The organism is Bacillus sp. CDB3, from assembly GCF_002081505.1.
Taxonomy (GTDB): Bacteria; Bacillota; Bacilli; order Bacillales; family Bacillaceae_G; genus Bacillus_A; species Bacillus_A cereus_AT.
Map to the genome: position 1 here is coordinate 1 of NZ_ALBR01000007.1, position 17,099 is coordinate 17,099.

Genomic DNA, 17,099 nt, shown 5'->3' on the forward strand with positions numbered 1-17,099 from the left:
ATCATTCATTCTCCTTTTTTATAAGTTATCTATATGTAATTTCTAAGAAATGATTAGTTCATAGTTTTTATGTTATCGTTACATTAAAATTAATTACGTAACGTTTGTAACATTAATGTAACATAACTATTATTACGTTGCAATATAATTACGTAAATTTTATTACACTTTTTTTACGTTTTTTAAATAAACACTCAAAAACCTTGTTTTAATGCATTTTCCACTACGCCCACACTTGTAACACTAGTGTAACATTACGGTCATAAAGTGAAATATAATATTATTTATATCTATTTTTGTTACAAAATAATATAAAACTTTAATCAGTCGAGCTTTTTCATTCCTACTGATTATTAGCACTCATTAATCAAGCTTTTATTGATAGTTAAGGAGAGATAAAACCCTATCTTCCCAATATAAGTTTGTATGTTTCCTTCATATAACTATGTATAATGGAAACAAAGAGGTGGTCATTTTGAAATTAATCGCACTAGATATGGATGGTACACTACTATCATCTAATCTTGAAATCTCCAAAGAGAACTTACAAGCTATTCAAACCGCAAAAGAAGCTGGTCATATTGTAATGATTTGTTCTGGCCGCGCGAAAGAGGATGCTTTGAAATTATTGGAAGAATATAAACTATCTCTTCCAGTTGGAGCAAGCAATGGGGCAATTGTTTATGTGGATGGAAAAGTAATTAACTCGCGTTGTTTACAAAATGATAAAGTATACAAGCTTGCAAAGTTACTAGAATCTGAAGGTTTTCCATATAAGTTGTACACAAATAAAGGGGTTTACTCTCCTTATACATGGCAAGATCAGGTTATGCAGGCATTCGAAGAAAACAAGCATACACTAGATGTTACACTTGAAGAACTTGAAAGAATTACAGAAAAACAAAAGAAATCAAACCTAATTACTGATTTCCAAAAAATCGAAGATGTTGTAAATAATCCAGAATTAGAAATATCTAAATTCTTTATTTTGACATTTAATGCTGCCCATCGTTCGCAGCTATTACAAACTTTACAAGAAGATACGGATATTTCAGTTACCGCATCAGCTCCTACTAATGTAGAAATTATGGATAAGCATGGTCATAAAGGGAACGGCCTACAAGAAATGGCAGCTTATTTCAATATACCAATTGAAGATACTGTTGCAATCGGTGATAACTTTAATGATGTGCCAATGCTACAAGTAGCTGGCTTATCAGTTGCAATGGGAAATGCCGAAGAAGATGTAAAAAAACTATGTGACGTTGTAACATTAACAAACAATGAGCATGGTGTTGCTCATGCAATCGAGCAATTTGTATTGAAACAAACTTCATCTAGTAAATAAGAAAAGGACTCTTTCAACTTCTGAAAGGGTCCTTCTTTTTTATACATGATGACAAGCAACAAAATGATCTTCACCAACATTACGAAACTCTGGTACTTTCGTTTTACAAATATCCGTAGCAAAGGGGCAGCGTGTATGAAAACGACAACCTGACGGCGGATTTGCCGGACTTGGAATATCCCCTTCTAGAATAATCCGTTCTCGCTTAACTATTGGATCCGGTATTGGCACTGCCGATAACAATGCTTTTGTATATGGATGAAGCGGATTCGCAAATAACTCATCACGTGGTGCTGTTTCCACAATAGTTCCTAAATACATAATTCCAATTTTCGTACATAAGTGCTCCACAACACTTAAATCATGTGAAATAAATAAATATGATAATCCCTTTTTCTCCTGTAATTCACTAAACAAATTAATAATTTGCGCTTGAATAGATACATCTAATGCCGCAACAGGCTCATCAGCTACAATAAATTCCGGATCTAATACCATCGCCCTTGCAATAACGATACGTTGACGTTGCCCACCGGAAAACTCATGAGGGTACCGGTCAATATGATACGGCGCTAAACCACATAACTCCAATACTTCTATCACCTTTTCACGGACATTTTCTTTCGTCGCTAGCCCATGAGCCAACATTGGCTCACCAAGTGCTTCTCCAATTCTCATTCTAGGATTTAATGAGCTAAATGGATCTTGGAACACGAGCTGCATATTGGGACGATGCTTTCTCAGCTCCTCTTTTGATAAAGCATGAACATCTTGACCTTTAAACTTCACTTCACCTTCTGTTTTTTGAACGAGACGGAGAATTGTTTTCCCTATCGTCGTCTTCCCACTTCCAGACTCTCCTACTAGGCCAAACACTTCTCCTTTATCAATTGTAAAGCTTACCCCATCTACCGCTTTCACATGTCCAATCGTTCTACTAAATACGCCTCCCTTAATCGGAAAATACGTTTTTAAGTTCTTCACTTCTAATAATGGTTCACTCATTGCCCAGCACGCTCCTCATATAACCAACAAGCTACTTTATGATCCTCGTCATGCACATTAAGATTTGGCGCTTCATTTTTGCATATTTCCATGCAATGTTCACAGCGACCACTAAAGTAGCAAAACTCATCTAAGCCAACTAAATTTGGAACTTGCCCTGGAATAGAATAAAGTTTATCTGTTCGTTTCCCCATTACTGGTTTTGATTTTAGCAATCCCTGTGTATATGGATGTTTCGGATTTTGAAATATCTCTAGTACCGGTGCCTCTTCAATAACTTTTCCGCCATACATAACGACAACGTAATCGGCCATTTCCGCTACAACACCTAGATCATGTGTAATTAATAAAATGGACGTTTTAAATTCCTCTTTTACTTGTCTTAGTAAGTCTAATATTTGCGCTTGAATCGTAACGTCCAGAGCTGTTGTCGGTTCATCTGCAATTAATAACTTTGGATTACAACTAAGTGCAACCGCAATCATAATGCGTTGTAACATCCCACCACTTAGTTCATGTGGATAAGAATGGACAATTTCATCAGCGCGAGCTATACCAACTTTACGAATTAATTCAATTGCCTTTTTGTATGCTTCGTTTTTACTAAGTAGTTCATGCTCTCTTAACGTTTCTACAATTTGTTCGCCTACGGTGAAGACAGGATTTAGCGATGTCATCGGTTCTTGGAAAATCATCGCAATGTCATTACCTCGTAAACTACGAAGCTCTTTCTCTTTCATCCCTAAAAGACTTTTTCCTTCATAAAGAATATCACCACCAACGATACCGCCAGATTCAGCAATAAGTCCCATAATAGATAAAGCCGTCACACTTTTCCCGCAACCTGATTCGCCTACTACACAAACTGTTTCACCTTCTCGAACTGAAAAGCTAACATGATTAACAGCCTTTACTGTACCTTCTTCCGTCTGAAAATGTGTTTGTAAATCCTTTAGCTCTACCACTGCTTTACTCATGCTTCCTCACCTACCGCTTCATCTTTGGATCTAATGCATCACGAAGTGCATCGCCAAGTAAATTAATTGATACAACTGTTATAAAAATTGCAAAACCAGGTGGTATCCATAACCACGGGCGTTTTTGGAAATCGATTAATGAGTTTGCTGCGCTAATCATATTTCCCCAAGATGGTGTAGGTGGAACGACGCCAAGTCCTAAGTAGCTTAGTGCAGACTCTCCTAAAATAGAACCAGCAACACCTAATGTTGATACAACAATTAATATGGGCAAAACATTTGGGATTAAATGATATACAATTTTCCGGTAATCTTTTATCCCGAGCACATCAGCAGCTTGCATAAACGATTGTTCTCGAAGTGATAAAATTTGACCTCGTACGAGACGTGCAAGTCCTGGCCAACCTACTAAACTTAAAATAATCATGATGACATAAAGACGGTAATCAGATGGTACTTTCCATTCTGATAAAATAGCTCCCATTATAATAAGTAAAGGTAATCCTGGCATCGACATTAAAACATCTGCAAAACGCATTATAATATTGTCAACGATACCGCGATAAAAACCTGCAATAGCTCCTAATAAAGCTCCTAATATTACTGATAAAACCATTGAAGCTAAGCCAATTGTTAATGAAATTCGTCCTGCTTGCATAAGCCTCGTTAAAATATCCCGTCCTAATTGATCCGTACCAAGCCAATGAGAAAAACTAGGTGGCTTGTTAATTAGCGTAACTTGTATTTTTCCTGATGCATACGGTGAAAAGAATGGACCGATAAAACAAAATAAAAACATAAAAACTAATGCATAAAATCCTATAAGTGCCATTTTATTTTTCTTTATCCTTTTAAAAGCTTGCCTCCACGGCGATGATTCATTCCGTCTTTTCTTTTTTGCCTTTTTCTCTGTAATTGCTGTAACAGTTTCCATCTCTTTCCCCCCTTACTTCAACCGAATACGTGGATCAACAACTGCATATACAACATCCGCTAAAAAATTTGAAACGATTGTCAAACAAGAAAGAAACATCGTAAATGCCATTAATACTGTATAATCACGGAAACTAAGTGCCTCTAATTGAATATTACCGATGCCAGGCCAGTTGAAAATTTGTTCAATAATAATTGCCCCTGAAAACAATCCCGGTAACTCAAATGCAAGCAATGTAATAGCCGGTAAAATTGCATTTTTTAATGCATGTTTATAAATAACGGTCCTCTCCTTTAAACCTTTTGCTCTAGCCGTTCGAATGTAATCTTGCCGTACAACTTCTAACATACTCGTTCTAAAATAGCGAGTTAGTGAGCCTACTCCAAGAAGGGTTAAAATAAACACTGGTAAAACCATATGCTTTGAAACTTCTATTACGTAAGCAAGCCCAGTCGAATTACTACCAACATCAATCATCCCGCCTATCGGTAATAACTTAAAGTCAACCGCAAACACTTTAATTAAAAACAAACCGATAAAGAATGAAGGGAATGACATCGCTGCAAAGACACCAATTGTTACAAACTTATCGAATAAGGAATGTTGCTTTGTCGCTGAAAACACACCGATAATAAGTGCAATTAGCCAAATAAAGAACAATGCAATGATCGCAACAATAAACGAATTCCATATGAATTTATTTAATAATGATGTTACAGGTTCTTGATATTGAAGTGAAAAACCAAAGTCACCCTGCAATGCATTACCTAACCAATGAAAGTAACGCTCAACAATTGGTTTATTTAAACCATATAGCTCTCTAAGTTCCGCAGCTCTTTGCGGTGTAATCTTTGGATTTGAATCAATATAGTCACCTGGAAGAAGCGCGAACAAAAAAAAGATAATAACTGACGTACCCAACAGTGTAGGAATCATTTGTAACACCCTACGAATGATATATGTTTTCACCCTTTTTCTCTCCAATCTTATGCTTAAAATAGAAGAACATTTTTTCAAAACGGCACACTACTTGCCGAATGAAAAAATGTCTTCTACTTATACATTCTTATCGTTATTTTTCAATAGATAATACTGGTAAGTTTGAACTAATACTATTGTATTTTTCAGGGTCAATTCCTTTTATATTCCCGTTGTATCCTGTAATTGTTCTACGGTAGTTTAATAGAATTACTGGTGGGTCATCACTTAATTCTTTATACAATTCTTTGTAAATAGGTTTACGTTTCTCAATATCAACTGTCTCAATACCTTTTTTAATTAACTCATCAACTTTTGCATTTTTATAACCAAGACTCTCCTTATTAACACCAGATAAATATTCACCTGCAGTTTCACTCGGATCAGTTGTAATCGGTGTAGCAACAGAAGCTAAATCATAATCACCTTTATTTACCTTCGAAAGCATAGTATTAAAGTCCATAAATTCAGGATTAAATTCTACACCTATCTCTTTATAATTCTCTTTTGCAATTGGAATTAATAAATCACTATCTTTAGCCGAACTTGGGCCGAAATAAGAAAGCTTTAATTTTTGACCATCTTTTTCACGAACTCCATCCGAACCAACTTTCCATCCTGCTTCATCTAATAATTTTTTCGCTTTTTCTTTGTCGTATTCATATTTATTAACCCCTTCTTCTGTATAAGCCCAAGAAGTTGGATGAATTGGTACATTAGCTACCGTACCGTATCCTTTCAATGCTGTATCAACATATTTTTTACGATCTAACCCGTAAATAAGTGCTTGGCGAACCTTTTTATCTTTTAAGTACGGCTTATTATTATTCATATAAATATAGTTAAATGATGCAGCTGTTTCGATTTGAATGTTCGCGAATTGTAAACCTTTCGCCTGTTCAAGAATTTCATCACCAGTACCTAGGCCAGTATAGTCAACTTCGCCTGTTTGGAACAATTGGAGTTTTGTATCACCAGCAGTAATTTTATAAATGAAGTTTGGAATTTTCGGCTTACCTGCATAATAATTTTCGTTTGCTACAAAACGAACTTCTTGACCTGGAATATACTTTTCAAATTTATACGGCCCCGCAGCTATCGGTTTTCCATATAACTCTTTTAAATAATCTAAACTTGTATTTTGTTTATAGTCTTTTCCATAATACGCTTTTGATAACACCGGTCCACCTAAAGCAGTTAGTGTCTGCGAATTAACTTTTTCAGTCGTAATTTTAATTGTCTGTGGATCAACAACTTGAATTCCTTCAATAGAAGTTGCTTTTCCTTCTTTATATTCTTTACCACCTTTAACAGCATATTGAGAGATGTCTATTTCGCCTTCATATGCCTTATCATGTAAAAGCGTCAATGTGAACGCTACATCATCCGCTGTTAATGGCGAACCATCACTAAATTTTAAATCTTTACGTAAATGGAATGTATATGTTAACTGATCAGAAGAAACATCCCACTTCTCAGCTAATTCTGGAGTTGGCTTTCCTTGTTTATCTGTCGATACAAGCGACGCAAAAATGACAGAGGTTACATTTCCATCCCAACCATTTTGCTGGAAGTATGGTAAAAAGACACCACCCGGTTTACTAATCCCAACAACTAACGTGTCTTTTCGATTTTTTGCTTTATCGGGTACTTTCGTCTTATCTGTAGCAGCAATCTTTTCGATTTTTATATTTTTTAAATCTTGCTGTTTAACTGGTTCTGTAGAAGCCGTATCTTCCTGTCCCCCGCAAGCAGATAACACAAACGAACTACTCAATAATACTGAAAATACACCAGCCCATTTTTTTGTCTTTTTCTTCATTGTCCCCACCCTAACTTTTTTTAATAATTACACTTTATGAACTGCTTGCCTTATGTATGCCTCCCACAGCAACATTTATAGCCAATCGGAAAAGTCGGTTTTGAACGTAAAAAAGATGTTTTTGAGGGGTAACAATCTTATTCCGACCTTTCCGGTAGACTTTATGGTTATTAGCTTATATCTTTCAATATATTTTGTCAATTCTTTCTATATAAATATTTTAAGAATTCTTTCGAAATTATTGATCAATCTTTAATTTAGGTAAACTTAACAAAATACCGTTGTAGTTGTCTTCTTGTAATCCTTGAATTCACGCATTATGTGCAGACACGACTTTACTATTGTTTAAGAAGATAACAGGTGGATCTTCACTTAACTCTTGATATAGTTTTTTATAGATTTCTTTTCGTTTTTCAATATCCAATATTTCTAGTGCCTGCTTAGCTAATTCATCTACCTTCGGATTATAATATCCATCATAATTACGCTTACTTGTCGAAACAAACTCCTCAATTGTTCCGCTCGGATCATCAATCATCGGTGTGGAAACCATCGCTAAATCATAATCTCCTTTAATTACCTTGGAAATCATCGTATTAAAGTCCATGTATTCAGGGTTGAAATCTACCCCAATCTTTTTATAATCCTCTTTCATAACGGGGATCATCACATCGTTGATTTTACTTGCAGAAGAAGCAAAATAACTTACCTTCAATTTCTGGCCATCTTTTTCCCGAATACCATCTGCCCCAGCTTTCCACCCTGCTTCATCAAGTAATTTCTTTGCTTTTTCTAAATTATATTCGTATTTATTGATCCCTTCTTCTGTATACGCCCAAGAGACTGGTGTAATTGGTACATTGACGAGTGCAGCATAACCTTGGAAATACGTATCAATTACTTTTTGGCGCTCTAATCCGTAAATAAACGCTTGGCGTACACGTTTATCTTTAAAGTAGGGCTTCTTATAATTCATTTTAATATAGCCGTAAGAACTTCCCATATACACATTAATATTAGCGAAACCTAGCTCTTTTAATTGCTCAATCGTTTCCGCATTTGTCGTGAAACCATCATAATCTACTTCTCCCGCTTGAAATTGTTGCAAATTCGTATCACCTTTTGTAATTTTATAAATAAAGTGCCCAATCTTCGGTTTACCTTCAAAATAATTTTCATTTGCTACAAAACGAACTTCTTGACCTGGAATATATTTATCAAGTTTATAAGTTCCTGCTCCCATCGGTTTTCCATATAACTCTTTTAAATACTCTAAATTCCCTTGCTTATATTCTTTACCGTAATAAGCTTTTGATATAACTTCTCCACCAATTAACGATAATGTTTGGGCATTTACCTTTTCAGTTGTAATCGTAATTGTTTTCGGATCGATTACTTGAATCCCCTCAATAGAGCTTGCTTTTCCTTCCTTATATGCTTGCCCACCCTTTATTGCTGTTTGACTTATGTCAGTTGCTCCGCTATATGCCTGGTCATGTAGTAACGTTAATGTAAATGCTACATCATCCGCTGTTAACGGCGAACCATCGCTAAACTTTAAATCATCTTTCAAATGGAACGTATATGTAAGTTGATCCTGAGAAATATCCCATTTCTTCGCTAGAATTGGGATTGGTTTTCCTTCCTTATCCAGCCCAACAAGAGGCGCAAAGATAGCTTGCGTTATATTACCATCCCACCCATTCTCCATAAAATGCGGAAGGAATATCCCGCCAGGGCTCGGCATTCCAATTACAAAAGTATCTTTTCTTTCTTTTGCCTTTGCTGGACTTTTTGCTTTGTCACTCGCTTTAATAAACTCATCTTTTACTTTCGGCATCTTTGTTGCTTCATTTGTACTTGTCTCTTCTTGAGCACATCCTGCTAATAAAACCGATGTACTAAGAAACGTAGCAAATAACCCTTTAAAGACCTTTCGCATAATTCTCACCCTTACTTTCCTGTTTTTTAATTAAGTGGTAACATAACGCGCTTCTGTAACTATCTTTATTTTACCTATAAAAATAGTATGAATTAATTTCAAGATTATTCCTTTTCACTATTTATGTCAATCCTTGCTAATTGTTTTCCCTCAAAAAAATAAAAAACACCTTCTATTACCTAATAGCCCAGCATAGAATAATAACAATTAACTACCAAGAAGGGGGCGGAAATATGGACAATCTATTCCAATATGTCCTGCACTATGTATTATTGACACTCATGATCGTCGGGGCGTTATTACTATTCCCTTTCTTCCCAAAGTTCGTCCTCTTTTTAGCTTTTTTTATTATGCTCGGGATCGCTATTATAATTTCAACGAGAGAAGATGCCACACAAAAAGAAAGCAGAGTTCAGCGCGTAAAGCTGTGAACTCTGCTTTCTTTTTTCAGTCATAACGTATTCTTGTTAAACCAATTACGAAAAATACTCCTGCAAATAAAATGAGTATACCAATATATCCTCCTATATCTGCTAATGTACCTCCCCTTACAATTAACTCCGTAAAGCCACGCATCGCCCAAGTTTGCGGAACAAAGTTTGCTGCCGTTTGCATCCATGCCGGTTCAATTTCAATCGGCCAATAAAGACCACCAATCATGCATGTTGAAATCACAACGATATTACCTAATGCAGACTGTTGTTCTGTTGTTTTTACGATACTTGCTAATAATAAGGCTAAACCAATGACAGCTAATAATAATACCGAAACAAGTGTAATAACCCCTAATAAATTTCCCCACTGCACATCAAATAATGAATGCGTTAATATCATTAGAACACCAAATTGAATCCATCCTATTAAAAAGAAAGAAAGGATATATCCAGTTAGTATTTGAACTTTCGAAACCGGCGCTCCTAATAAACGGGACCAAACACCGATTTGTCTAGCTTTCAAAATGGTTCCCGTTGCACTTAACATGACAATCATAACGAATAGAATTGAAAAACCAGCCGCTCGCCCTGTAACGTTATTTAACTTTTGTTCATCATGTAAAATTGATTCTTTTTGAATCGAACCCGGTTCTACTTTTGTATAGATTTCTTTATACATCGATTCCCACGAAGTGTTACTTTTCTTCTCAAAATCTCTTGCTGCACTAACTTCTATCTCCATCTTTTTTAATGCACTTGCTAATACTTGCTCTACAGAAGTTCCACCCGTAAAATCAGCACTGGCTTGAAATTGAATATTTTCTACTTTTCCATCTAGCATACTCTTTTGAAAGTCTTTCGGAATGATAACTATACCGGAAGATTTTTTGTTTTCAATCTTCTGTTTCCCTTCCTTATACGTTACCTTCTCTATAGAAATTAAGTCACTTTTCTTTATTTCCTCATAATAGTTGCTAGATAATATAGAACCATCTTCATCTACTAAGCTAATATTTACTTTCTCATTCCCAATTCCACCTAAAAGTCCGCCGAAAATGAGTGTGAAAATAATAGGCATTCCAAACATGAGTATATAACTTTGTGGCTTTATTAAAATTTGTTTTAATTCTAACCAACAAAGCGCCCAAACCTTCTTCATCATTTCCCCTCCTATCTCGTACGTAAACGTAATGTTCCAATCATAACGGAGATAATTCCTGCACTACATAAACTTAAAATAACAGGGAATAGCACATCCCAAGATGTTCCCGACATAATATTTAAGAAGCTCGTAAGCGCCCATTTATTCGGAGCAATATTCGCAACTGTTTGAAGTGTATCGGGAAATACGTAAATCGGTAACATTGATCCCCCTAATATAGCTAGTATTTGAATACCGATTCCTCCCATTAAATCTGCCGTTTTTTCCTCACGAATAAAAGCTGCAATTAACATGGATAAACCAGAAACACAAATTGCATAAGAAATCCCCAACACTACTATTTGAGACACGTCTTCGCCCCATTCCACATGGAACATAAAGTGTGTAGCAACTATAAATATTCCAAATTGTATACAGGCAAATAGTAATGTACCTAAAAACTTTCCGAATAAAATTGAAAATGAGCTCGTCGGTGTACTGAACAAACGCGCCAACGTTTCAGTTCGTTGCTCTGTTACAACTGACTTTGCACCTACTGTTATGTTATATAGTAAAAACATGACTAACATTGCTGCTGCATAATATTGCATCGCTGCAACTGTTCTTTTACCTATCGTTCCTTTTTGGATGTTATCCACACTTGCAGTTGCTATCGTCTGTAGACTTCCACTTACTTCTTTTGCAACTTGTGCTAGATCACCATGCTGAGATTTTGCTAATTCTGTTACAACACTTTTAGTAGATACTGCGACTGTTTGAACACGTTCTGAAAAAGAGCGGATCATTGATTCGGCAATTTTCGCTTGTATATCTTTTGATGGGTCTATAAGCACCTTTGGTTCTTTTAATTTTCCATCTTGTATTTGTTCGCTCCATTTATTTGGGATGACAATTCCTACATCAATTTTCTTTTCCTTTAACATATCTTCAAGCTCTTCCTGAGAATTAACTACCTTTACTTTCACATCATCTTTTATTTCTTTAGATTGCAATACATCTTTTTGAAAGACATCTGCAAACTCATCCGTTCCCTCTTGATAATAGCCAATTACTGTTTTCGGTAGTCCACCACTATCAAATACATTACTTAACGCTGAACCTAAAATCGCTGTTAATAAAAGCGGCATAATTAACATCATCATAAATCCGCGGCGATCAATTAAACGGATTTTTAAATCTTTCCATGCAATAATGAAACTTTTCATCTCGCACTAACCTCCTTAATCACGCAGTGAACGTCCTGTTAATTGTAAAAAGAGTGCCTCTAAATTCGGTTCTTGTACTTCCAGTTTTAAAATTTGAGCTTTGTTTTCAACAACTTCTGAAACAACTGTACCAATTGCCTCGCCACCATTTAGTCCAATGTCAATTGTGCTATTATCTTCGTCAAAAATAATCCGCTCAACAACAGGTAGTGCTTTCAACTTTTGTAGCAGTTCCGTACTATAGCGGTTTAATTGCAATTTCACCATAAATCCATCTGTCAGGCGATTACATAGCTCTCTTTTCGTTCCTAATGCAATTACCTTTCCGTGATCAACGATTGCAATCCGCTCACATAAATACTCAACTTCTTCCATGTAATGACTCGTATAAATGACTGTCATACCTTTTTCATTTAATTTTTTAACAGTCTCTAAAATATGATTTCTCGATTGTGGATCAATCCCGACTGTCGGTTCATCCATAATTAATAACTCCGGTTCGTGCATAAGTGCTGCACCAATATTAATACGCCTTTTCATTCCACCTGAAAATGTTTCAATTTTATCTTTTCCCCGATCCTGTAAACCGACGTAAGCTAACACTTCCTCTGCTCGCTCTTTTGCAACTTTTCCATTTAAGCCGTACATCTTTCCCCAAAAAATCAAATTTTCCTTTGCTGAAAGTGTCGGATACAGCGCAATGTCTTGCGGAACAATACCAATTTTCTTTTTCGCTTCTAATGGATACTCTTTTACAGATTTCCCACCAACTTTTATATCACCACTATCGTATGGAATTAATCCGCAAATCATTGATATTGTCGTTGATTTTCCTGCCCCATTTGGGCCAAGCAATCCAAATGTTTCACCTTTTTTCACTTCAAAAGAAACATTCTTTACGATTTCCTTCTTACCAAATGATTTCGTAATATGATCTATGACTAACATATTGATTCAGCCCCTTTGCATTCATCTACACTTTCATTGTAGAAAAATTTCTTCTTCTCTCCATCACCCTTAAGATAGAAATACAAAATAAAAAAGCAGCAAATTCTGCTGCTTTTTCACACTTATATATGCCAAAAGTCATGTGTACATCGTGACGCCATATCTTACTGCGTATATCGCTGCTTGCGTTCGATCTCTCAGTTCTAACTTGCTAATTAAATTGGAAACATGATTCTTAACAGTTCCCTCTGTAATAAATAGCTTTTCCGCAATCTCTTTATTATTTAACCCAAGCCCAATTTCTCTTAAAACATCTACTTCTCGCTCAGTTAATAGTTCTAATTGTTCTGGCGTGGTGTACTCTACTACTGTTTTTGTCTTTTTTAATTCCTTTACAATTTGCGCTGTTACATCTTGAGGAAGCACAGCTCCTCCGCCATGTACCGTTAAAATAGCTTGAACGATTGCATCTGTCTCCATGTCCTTCAATAAATACCCACTTGCTCCTTGCTCTAATGCTTCAAAAATAAGCTCACTATCACTAAAAGTCGTCAACATAAGAACCTTTATATGAGGGAACTGTTCTCTAACTAGACGTGTTCCTTCAACACCATTCATACGGGGCATCCGAATATCCATCAAAATAATTTCAGGATGTAACTCTTTCACTTTCTGTATCACTTCGTCTCCATCAGTAGCTGTTCCCACTACTTCAAGTTGCGAACGTAAATTTAACAACATCGCTAAACCATCACGAATGAGTGATTGATCATCAACAATCATAATGCGAATCATACCGTTCCCCCTATTATCCACGTTTTCTCCTGAAGCGGAAATTCAATCTGTAACCGGAAACCCTTTTCTATCTCACTCTCAAATTGAATAGTTCCACCATGTTCCTCTACACGTTCTTTCATATTAAGTAAACCAAATCCTGGACTTACTTCATTAACCCCAAAACCATTATCCAGAATACATAGTTTAACTTGTTTCATTGAACAGGTTAGACTCACTTCACATAAACTCGCTTTCCCATGACGTTTTGCATTCGTTAAAGACTCTTGCATAATCCGAAGCAATGTAGGTTGTAGTGACAACGGAATCACAACCGGATCCCCTTGTAATTGAAAAGATACTTGTACTTTCGTCGCTTTAGAATATCCATGTAACATTTCACGCATATCCTCTATTATGTTCCCTAGTTTACTTTCTTCTTTTACGGCATGTACAGAAGCTCTCACCTCTTGAAGTGATTTTCTAGCTAGCCCGTGACATGTATGTAAAACCTCTTCCGTAGCGTCCGATTTTTGTTTCCACAAAGCCTCTGCCAATTGTAATTGAACAAGTAAGGCAGTCATATTGTGACCAACTGTATCATGAATTTCTCGGGCAATATCATTCCGCTCCCGAACAGCAGTCAATTCTTCCACCTCTTTAGCATATAGCCGTAATTGTTCATGCGCTTCTTTTAAAGCTGTATGAGATAATGCTAATTCCTCATATTGCTCATCTACCATTTGCCGAGCTGCTGTAAGTTTTTTTATTAAATTTCCAGCTAAAGCACTAAAAACGATGAACATAAAATTAATTGCATTACTCTCAAGTTCTAAACTCCCTATATGTTGATACGTATGTAAGATATTCACAAACCAACAAAGAAAGAAAAAGATAATAAAAAAATACGTCATGCTTTTACGCCAATCATGAATAAATAATCCTACCGCATCAATCCCAAATATAATCAAATATAAACATGTCTCGGGAAATAAAAACCCTAATAACGCTGTGACAATACCATTTGCTAGCAAAGTATAAAATACGAGTTTTCTACTCCCTTTTACTTTTACAAGTAAAATATGATTCACAATATAAATAAAAAGTGCAATACCGACAAAAATTTGTAAATATGCTGTTTCACGTGAAACATGGTTTGCATAAACGAAACAAATCATGACGATTGTAGCGATCCGCGCGTATCCTAACATAAAATTCTCCTCACATTTTTAATAACCTAAAGTTCGTCTCGTTATCGCATCAACAAGAAAATTATACCAATTTCTTCTCTTTCCTTATAGAAAAAAGAACAAGCCCTCCCTCAAAATATGAGAAAACAACTTGCTCTTCCATTCTATTTTCTTTACCCCACAATATTCTCTAACTCATTATATAACTCCGCTCGCAAAAACTCTTTTTTCGTTTTTTCTTCATATAATTGTTCAAGCATTTCAACATCAACTACATTTTCCATTTTACATTCAAGTGCATATATATCTTCTTCTATATGCATTAACTCGTTTTCAACTTCCTCTAAATTCCTAGCCTTCTTCTTTTTTATAGGCATTACTTCTAACGCTTTATTCCCTTGCTGTTGCTGCTTCTGTTTTACTACTTGTTTCTCAATTCTTCCTTCCCACTTTTGACGAGCCCATGCATAGTTCCCTGCAAACTCAAATAATTTGTGCTCATCGATCCAATATGTCTTTTCAAACAATTTATTTAAGAAATAACGATCATGTGAAACAGCTAAAATCGTCCCGTTATATTGTTCAAGGGCTTCCTCTAAAACTTCCCTTGATTCAATATCAAGATGATTCGTCGGTTCATCTAAAATAAGAAAGTTAACATCTTGATACATAAGTTGCGCGAGTCTTAACCTCATTTTTTCTCCACCGCTAAGTTGCGTTACTTTCCTAAAAACAGCTGGACCATAAAATAAAAATCGCGCTAATATATGTCTCGCTTCTCCCTCTGTTACAGCTACACAATCTCTGAAAGCTTCCAATACATTGTTCTTCATATTCCCGTACGCATGTTGCGATAAATAACCGATTTTCACACTACTACCAATCCGAATTTCTCCAGCATCTTGCTTCATTTCTTCTAATAGTAATTTTAATAACGTAGTCTTTCCTGTACCATTACGTCCAACGATAGCTGCGCGCTCCTGAAAACGAATATGCAAATTTACTTTCTCGAATAAAGATCGTTCAGCAAATCCTTTACTCACTTCTTTCATTACAACAACATCTTTTCCGCTTCTCTCTTGCCCTTCAAACTGAAGTCCCATCTGTTTTCTATCCAAAATGGGTCTCTTTAGTTTCTCTATACGCTCTAATGCGCGTTCCATATTTCTCGCTCTCTTATGCAATCCTTCATTCGGCGGATTCGCCTGATTTGCCCATTCACGCAAGCGCTTAATTGCTTCTTTCATTTTCTTTATTTTCTTTTGCTGTTCTTGATACGCTTGAAATTCTTGAAGCAGCCTTTCTTCCTTTTCCTCAACAAACTGGGAATAGTTCGTATGATATACGTGAATTTCTCCATCTTCTAAATCAAAAATTTTCGTTACAACTTCATCAAGGAAATAGCGATCATGTGAAATGATCATAACTGTTCCTGTATATTCTTTTAGAAATTGCTCTAACCATTCCACTGCAAATAAATCTAGATGATTTGTTGGTTCATCTAATAAAAGTAAATCTGGTTTCTGCAATAGCATATACGCAAGGCTTACTTTTGTTTGTTCTCCACCACTTAACTCCATAAATGATCGGGGAAATAGTTCCGTCACCTGTAGACCATTTGCTACCTTCATAATATTCGCTTCTATTTCGTACCCACCGAGAAACGCGTACCTTTCTTGAATTACTCCGTACCTCTCCATCAATTTTTGTAAAGCAGATGCTTCCTGTTCTTCCGCCATATTCTTTTCTAAAGCATGCATTTCTCTTTCTAATTCCTTTTCTTCTTTAAAAGCGGAGCTCAATACATCATATACAGTCATATCCTCATCAAATTTTGGAATTTGCGCCACATGACCAATACGTGTACCTTTCTTCATATGAATGGCTCCTTCGTCCAAACTCTCCATTCCTGTTAGAAGCTGCAAGATAGTTGTCTTCCCGCTACCGTTACGACCAACTAAACCAATACGTTCACCATTCTTTATTTCAAGCGATATATTTTCAAATATGATGTTTCCACCGAAAGATTTCGTTATATTATTTACACTACAAATTGTCATTTTCCGTACTCCTTTCAATATAAAAAACCATGGGAAAGAAACATTCCCCATGGTTTTTGACATAGAAAAAGGAAGCCAAATAGCTCCCTTTTCACACGTTTATCAAAAATGGGTGAAGAGACTTCTATCGTTCAATAGCTACTATGCAATTGTTAAAAAAGGGCATACGTATCCCGTTAACAACTACATCATGAAAAATCGCACGACAAAAATAGATATAATCTAAAAATTTGGCACGCGCAGCTAAAGAACGTTTCATCTCATTCACCCCTTTCGTACGGAATTTAATACTACTTCTTTATTATACTTTCCCATTTCAT

The 17,099-nt window shown here is 35.8% G+C and carries 14 protein-coding genes and 1 pseudogene; 2 read left to right on the forward strand and 13 right to left on the reverse strand.

What is annotated here, in order from left to right:
• The first annotated feature begins 475 nt into the window (after window positions 1-475).
• Window positions 476-1,348: a Cof-type HAD-IIB family hydrolase gene (locus tag CDB3_RS00915; RefSeq protein WP_000766416.1), complete on the forward strand. Its 873-nt coding sequence runs from the start codon at window positions 476-478 to the stop codon at window positions 1,346-1,348.
• A gap of 39 nt (window positions 1,349-1,387) precedes the next feature.
• Here CDB3_RS00915 and CDB3_RS00920 read toward each other — a convergent pair whose 3' ends face one another.
• From CDB3_RS00920 to CDB3_RS00945, 6 genes and pseudogenes are all read right to left on the reverse strand, one after another.
• On the reverse strand, window positions 1,388-2,353 hold the full coding sequence (locus CDB3_RS00920; protein ID WP_128853233.1) for an ABC transporter ATP-binding protein: 966 nt from the start codon (window positions 2,351-2,353) through the stop codon (window positions 1,388-1,390).
• Window positions 2,350-3,330, reverse strand: a complete 981-nt coding sequence (locus CDB3_RS00925; RefSeq protein ID WP_097831222.1) for an ABC transporter ATP-binding protein — start codon at window positions 3,328-3,330, stop codon at window positions 2,350-2,352. Before CDB3_RS00925 ends, CDB3_RS00920 begins: the two co-directional genes overlap by 4 nt.
• 10 nt (window positions 3,331-3,340) lie before the next feature.
• Window positions 3,341-4,264, reverse strand: a complete 924-nt coding sequence (opp4C, locus tag CDB3_RS00930) for an oligopeptide ABC transporter permease (RefSeq protein ID WP_097831221.1) — start codon at window positions 4,262-4,264, stop codon at window positions 3,341-3,343.
• A 12-nt stretch (window positions 4,265-4,276) separates the two neighbouring features.
• On the reverse strand, window positions 4,277-5,233 hold the full coding sequence (locus CDB3_RS00935; protein WP_128853234.1) for an ABC transporter permease: 957 nt from the start codon (window positions 5,231-5,233) through the stop codon (window positions 4,277-4,279).
• Between the two features lie 103 nt (window positions 5,234-5,336).
• Window positions 5,337-7,064: an ABC transporter substrate-binding protein gene (locus CDB3_RS00940; protein WP_071744524.1), complete on the reverse strand. Its 1,728-nt coding sequence runs from the start codon at window positions 7,062-7,064 to the stop codon at window positions 5,337-5,339.
• Window positions 7,065-7,302: 238 nt separating this feature from the next.
• Window positions 7,303-9,006, reverse strand: a pseudogene (locus tag CDB3_RS00945) (ABC transporter substrate-binding protein).
• A gap of 233 nt (window positions 9,007-9,239) precedes the next feature.
• On the opposite strand from CDB3_RS00945, the gene CDB3_RS00950 reads away from it, so the two are divergent.
• Window positions 9,240-9,437, forward strand: coding sequence for a hypothetical protein (locus CDB3_RS00950; protein WP_000369263.1), 198 nt, complete (start codon window positions 9,240-9,242; stop codon window positions 9,435-9,437).
• Window positions 9,438-9,453: 16 nt separating this feature from the next.
• Here CDB3_RS00950 and CDB3_RS00955 read toward each other — a convergent pair whose 3' ends face one another.
• From CDB3_RS00955 to CDB3_RS32910, 7 genes are all read right to left on the reverse strand, one after another.
• Window positions 9,454-10,599: an ABC transporter permease gene (locus tag CDB3_RS00955; RefSeq protein WP_128853235.1), complete on the reverse strand. Its 1,146-nt coding sequence runs from the start codon at window positions 10,597-10,599 to the stop codon at window positions 9,454-9,456.
• An 11-nt stretch (window positions 10,600-10,610) separates the two neighbouring features.
• Window positions 10,611-11,807: an ABC transporter permease gene (locus CDB3_RS00960; protein ID WP_128853236.1), complete on the reverse strand. Its 1,197-nt coding sequence runs from the start codon at window positions 11,805-11,807 to the stop codon at window positions 10,611-10,613.
• Window positions 11,808-11,822: 15 nt separating this feature from the next.
• Window positions 11,823-12,755, reverse strand: coding sequence for an ABC transporter ATP-binding protein (locus tag CDB3_RS00965; protein ID WP_128853237.1), 933 nt, complete (start codon window positions 12,753-12,755; stop codon window positions 11,823-11,825).
• Between the two features lie 138 nt (window positions 12,756-12,893).
• The gene (locus CDB3_RS00970; RefSeq protein WP_128853238.1) at window positions 12,894-13,550 is read right to left on the reverse strand and encodes a response regulator; all 657 of its coding nucleotides are present in this window, start codon (window positions 13,548-13,550) and stop codon (window positions 12,894-12,896) included.
• Window positions 13,547-14,740 carry a sensor histidine kinase gene (locus CDB3_RS00975; protein ID WP_128853239.1) on the reverse strand — a complete coding sequence of 398 codons (1,194 nt, stop codon included), beginning with the start codon at window positions 14,738-14,740 and terminating at the stop codon, window positions 13,547-13,549. The genes CDB3_RS00970 and CDB3_RS00975 overlap by 4 nt, the downstream gene beginning before the upstream one ends.
• Before the next feature lie 152 nt (window positions 14,741-14,892).
• On the reverse strand, window positions 14,893-16,779 hold the full coding sequence (abc-f, locus tag CDB3_RS00980) for a ribosomal protection-like ABC-F family protein (protein ID WP_128853240.1): 1,887 nt from the start codon (window positions 16,777-16,779) through the stop codon (window positions 14,893-14,895).
• A 124-nt stretch (window positions 16,780-16,903) separates the two neighbouring features.
• The gene (locus tag CDB3_RS32910) at window positions 16,904-17,038 is read right to left on the reverse strand and encodes an RAxF-45 family protein (protein ID WP_079999070.1); all 135 of its coding nucleotides are present in this window, start codon (window positions 17,036-17,038) and stop codon (window positions 16,904-16,906) included.
• Window positions 17,039-17,099 lie beyond the last annotated feature (61 nt).

Coding starts and splice junctions, on each gene's coding strand:
- opp4C (WP_097831221.1), bottom strand. CDS start 4,264: ATGGAAACTGTTACAGCAATTACAGAGAAAAAGGCAAAAAAGAAAAGA.
- CDB3_RS00925 (WP_097831222.1), bottom strand. CDS start 3,330: ATGAGTAAAGCAGTGGTAGAGCTAAAGGATTTACAAACACATTTTCAG.
- CDB3_RS00970 (WP_128853238.1), bottom strand. CDS start 13,550: ATGATTCGCATTATGATTGTTGATGATCAATCACTCATTCGTGATGGT.
- CDB3_RS00975 (WP_128853239.1), bottom strand. CDS start 14,740: ATGTTAGGATACGCGCGGATCGCTACAATCGTCATGATTTGTTTCGTT.
- CDB3_RS00940 (WP_071744524.1), bottom strand. CDS start 7,064: ATGAAGAAAAAGACAAAAAAATGGGCTGGTGTATTTTCAGTATTATTG.
- CDB3_RS00965 (WP_128853237.1), bottom strand. CDS start 12,755: ATGTTAGTCATAGATCATATTACGAAATCATTTGGTAAGAAGGAAATC.
- abc-f (WP_128853240.1), bottom strand. CDS start 16,779: ATGACAATTTGTAGTGTAAATAATATAACGAAATCTTTCGGTGGAAAC.
- CDB3_RS00960 (WP_128853236.1), bottom strand. CDS start 11,807: ATGAAAAGTTTCATTATTGCATGGAAAGATTTAAAAATCCGTTTAATT.
- CDB3_RS00955 (WP_128853235.1), bottom strand. CDS start 10,599: ATGAAGAAGGTTTGGGCGCTTTGTTGGTTAGAATTAAAACAAATTTTA.
- CDB3_RS32910 (WP_079999070.1), bottom strand. CDS start 17,038: ATGAAACGTTCTTTAGCTGCGCGTGCCAAATTTTTAGATTATATCTAT.
- CDB3_RS00920 (WP_128853233.1), bottom strand. CDS start 2,353: ATGAGTGAACCATTATTAGAAGTGAAGAACTTAAAAACGTATTTTCCG.
- CDB3_RS00950 (WP_000369263.1), top strand. CDS start 9,240: ATGGACAATCTATTCCAATATGTCCTGCACTATGTATTATTGACACTC.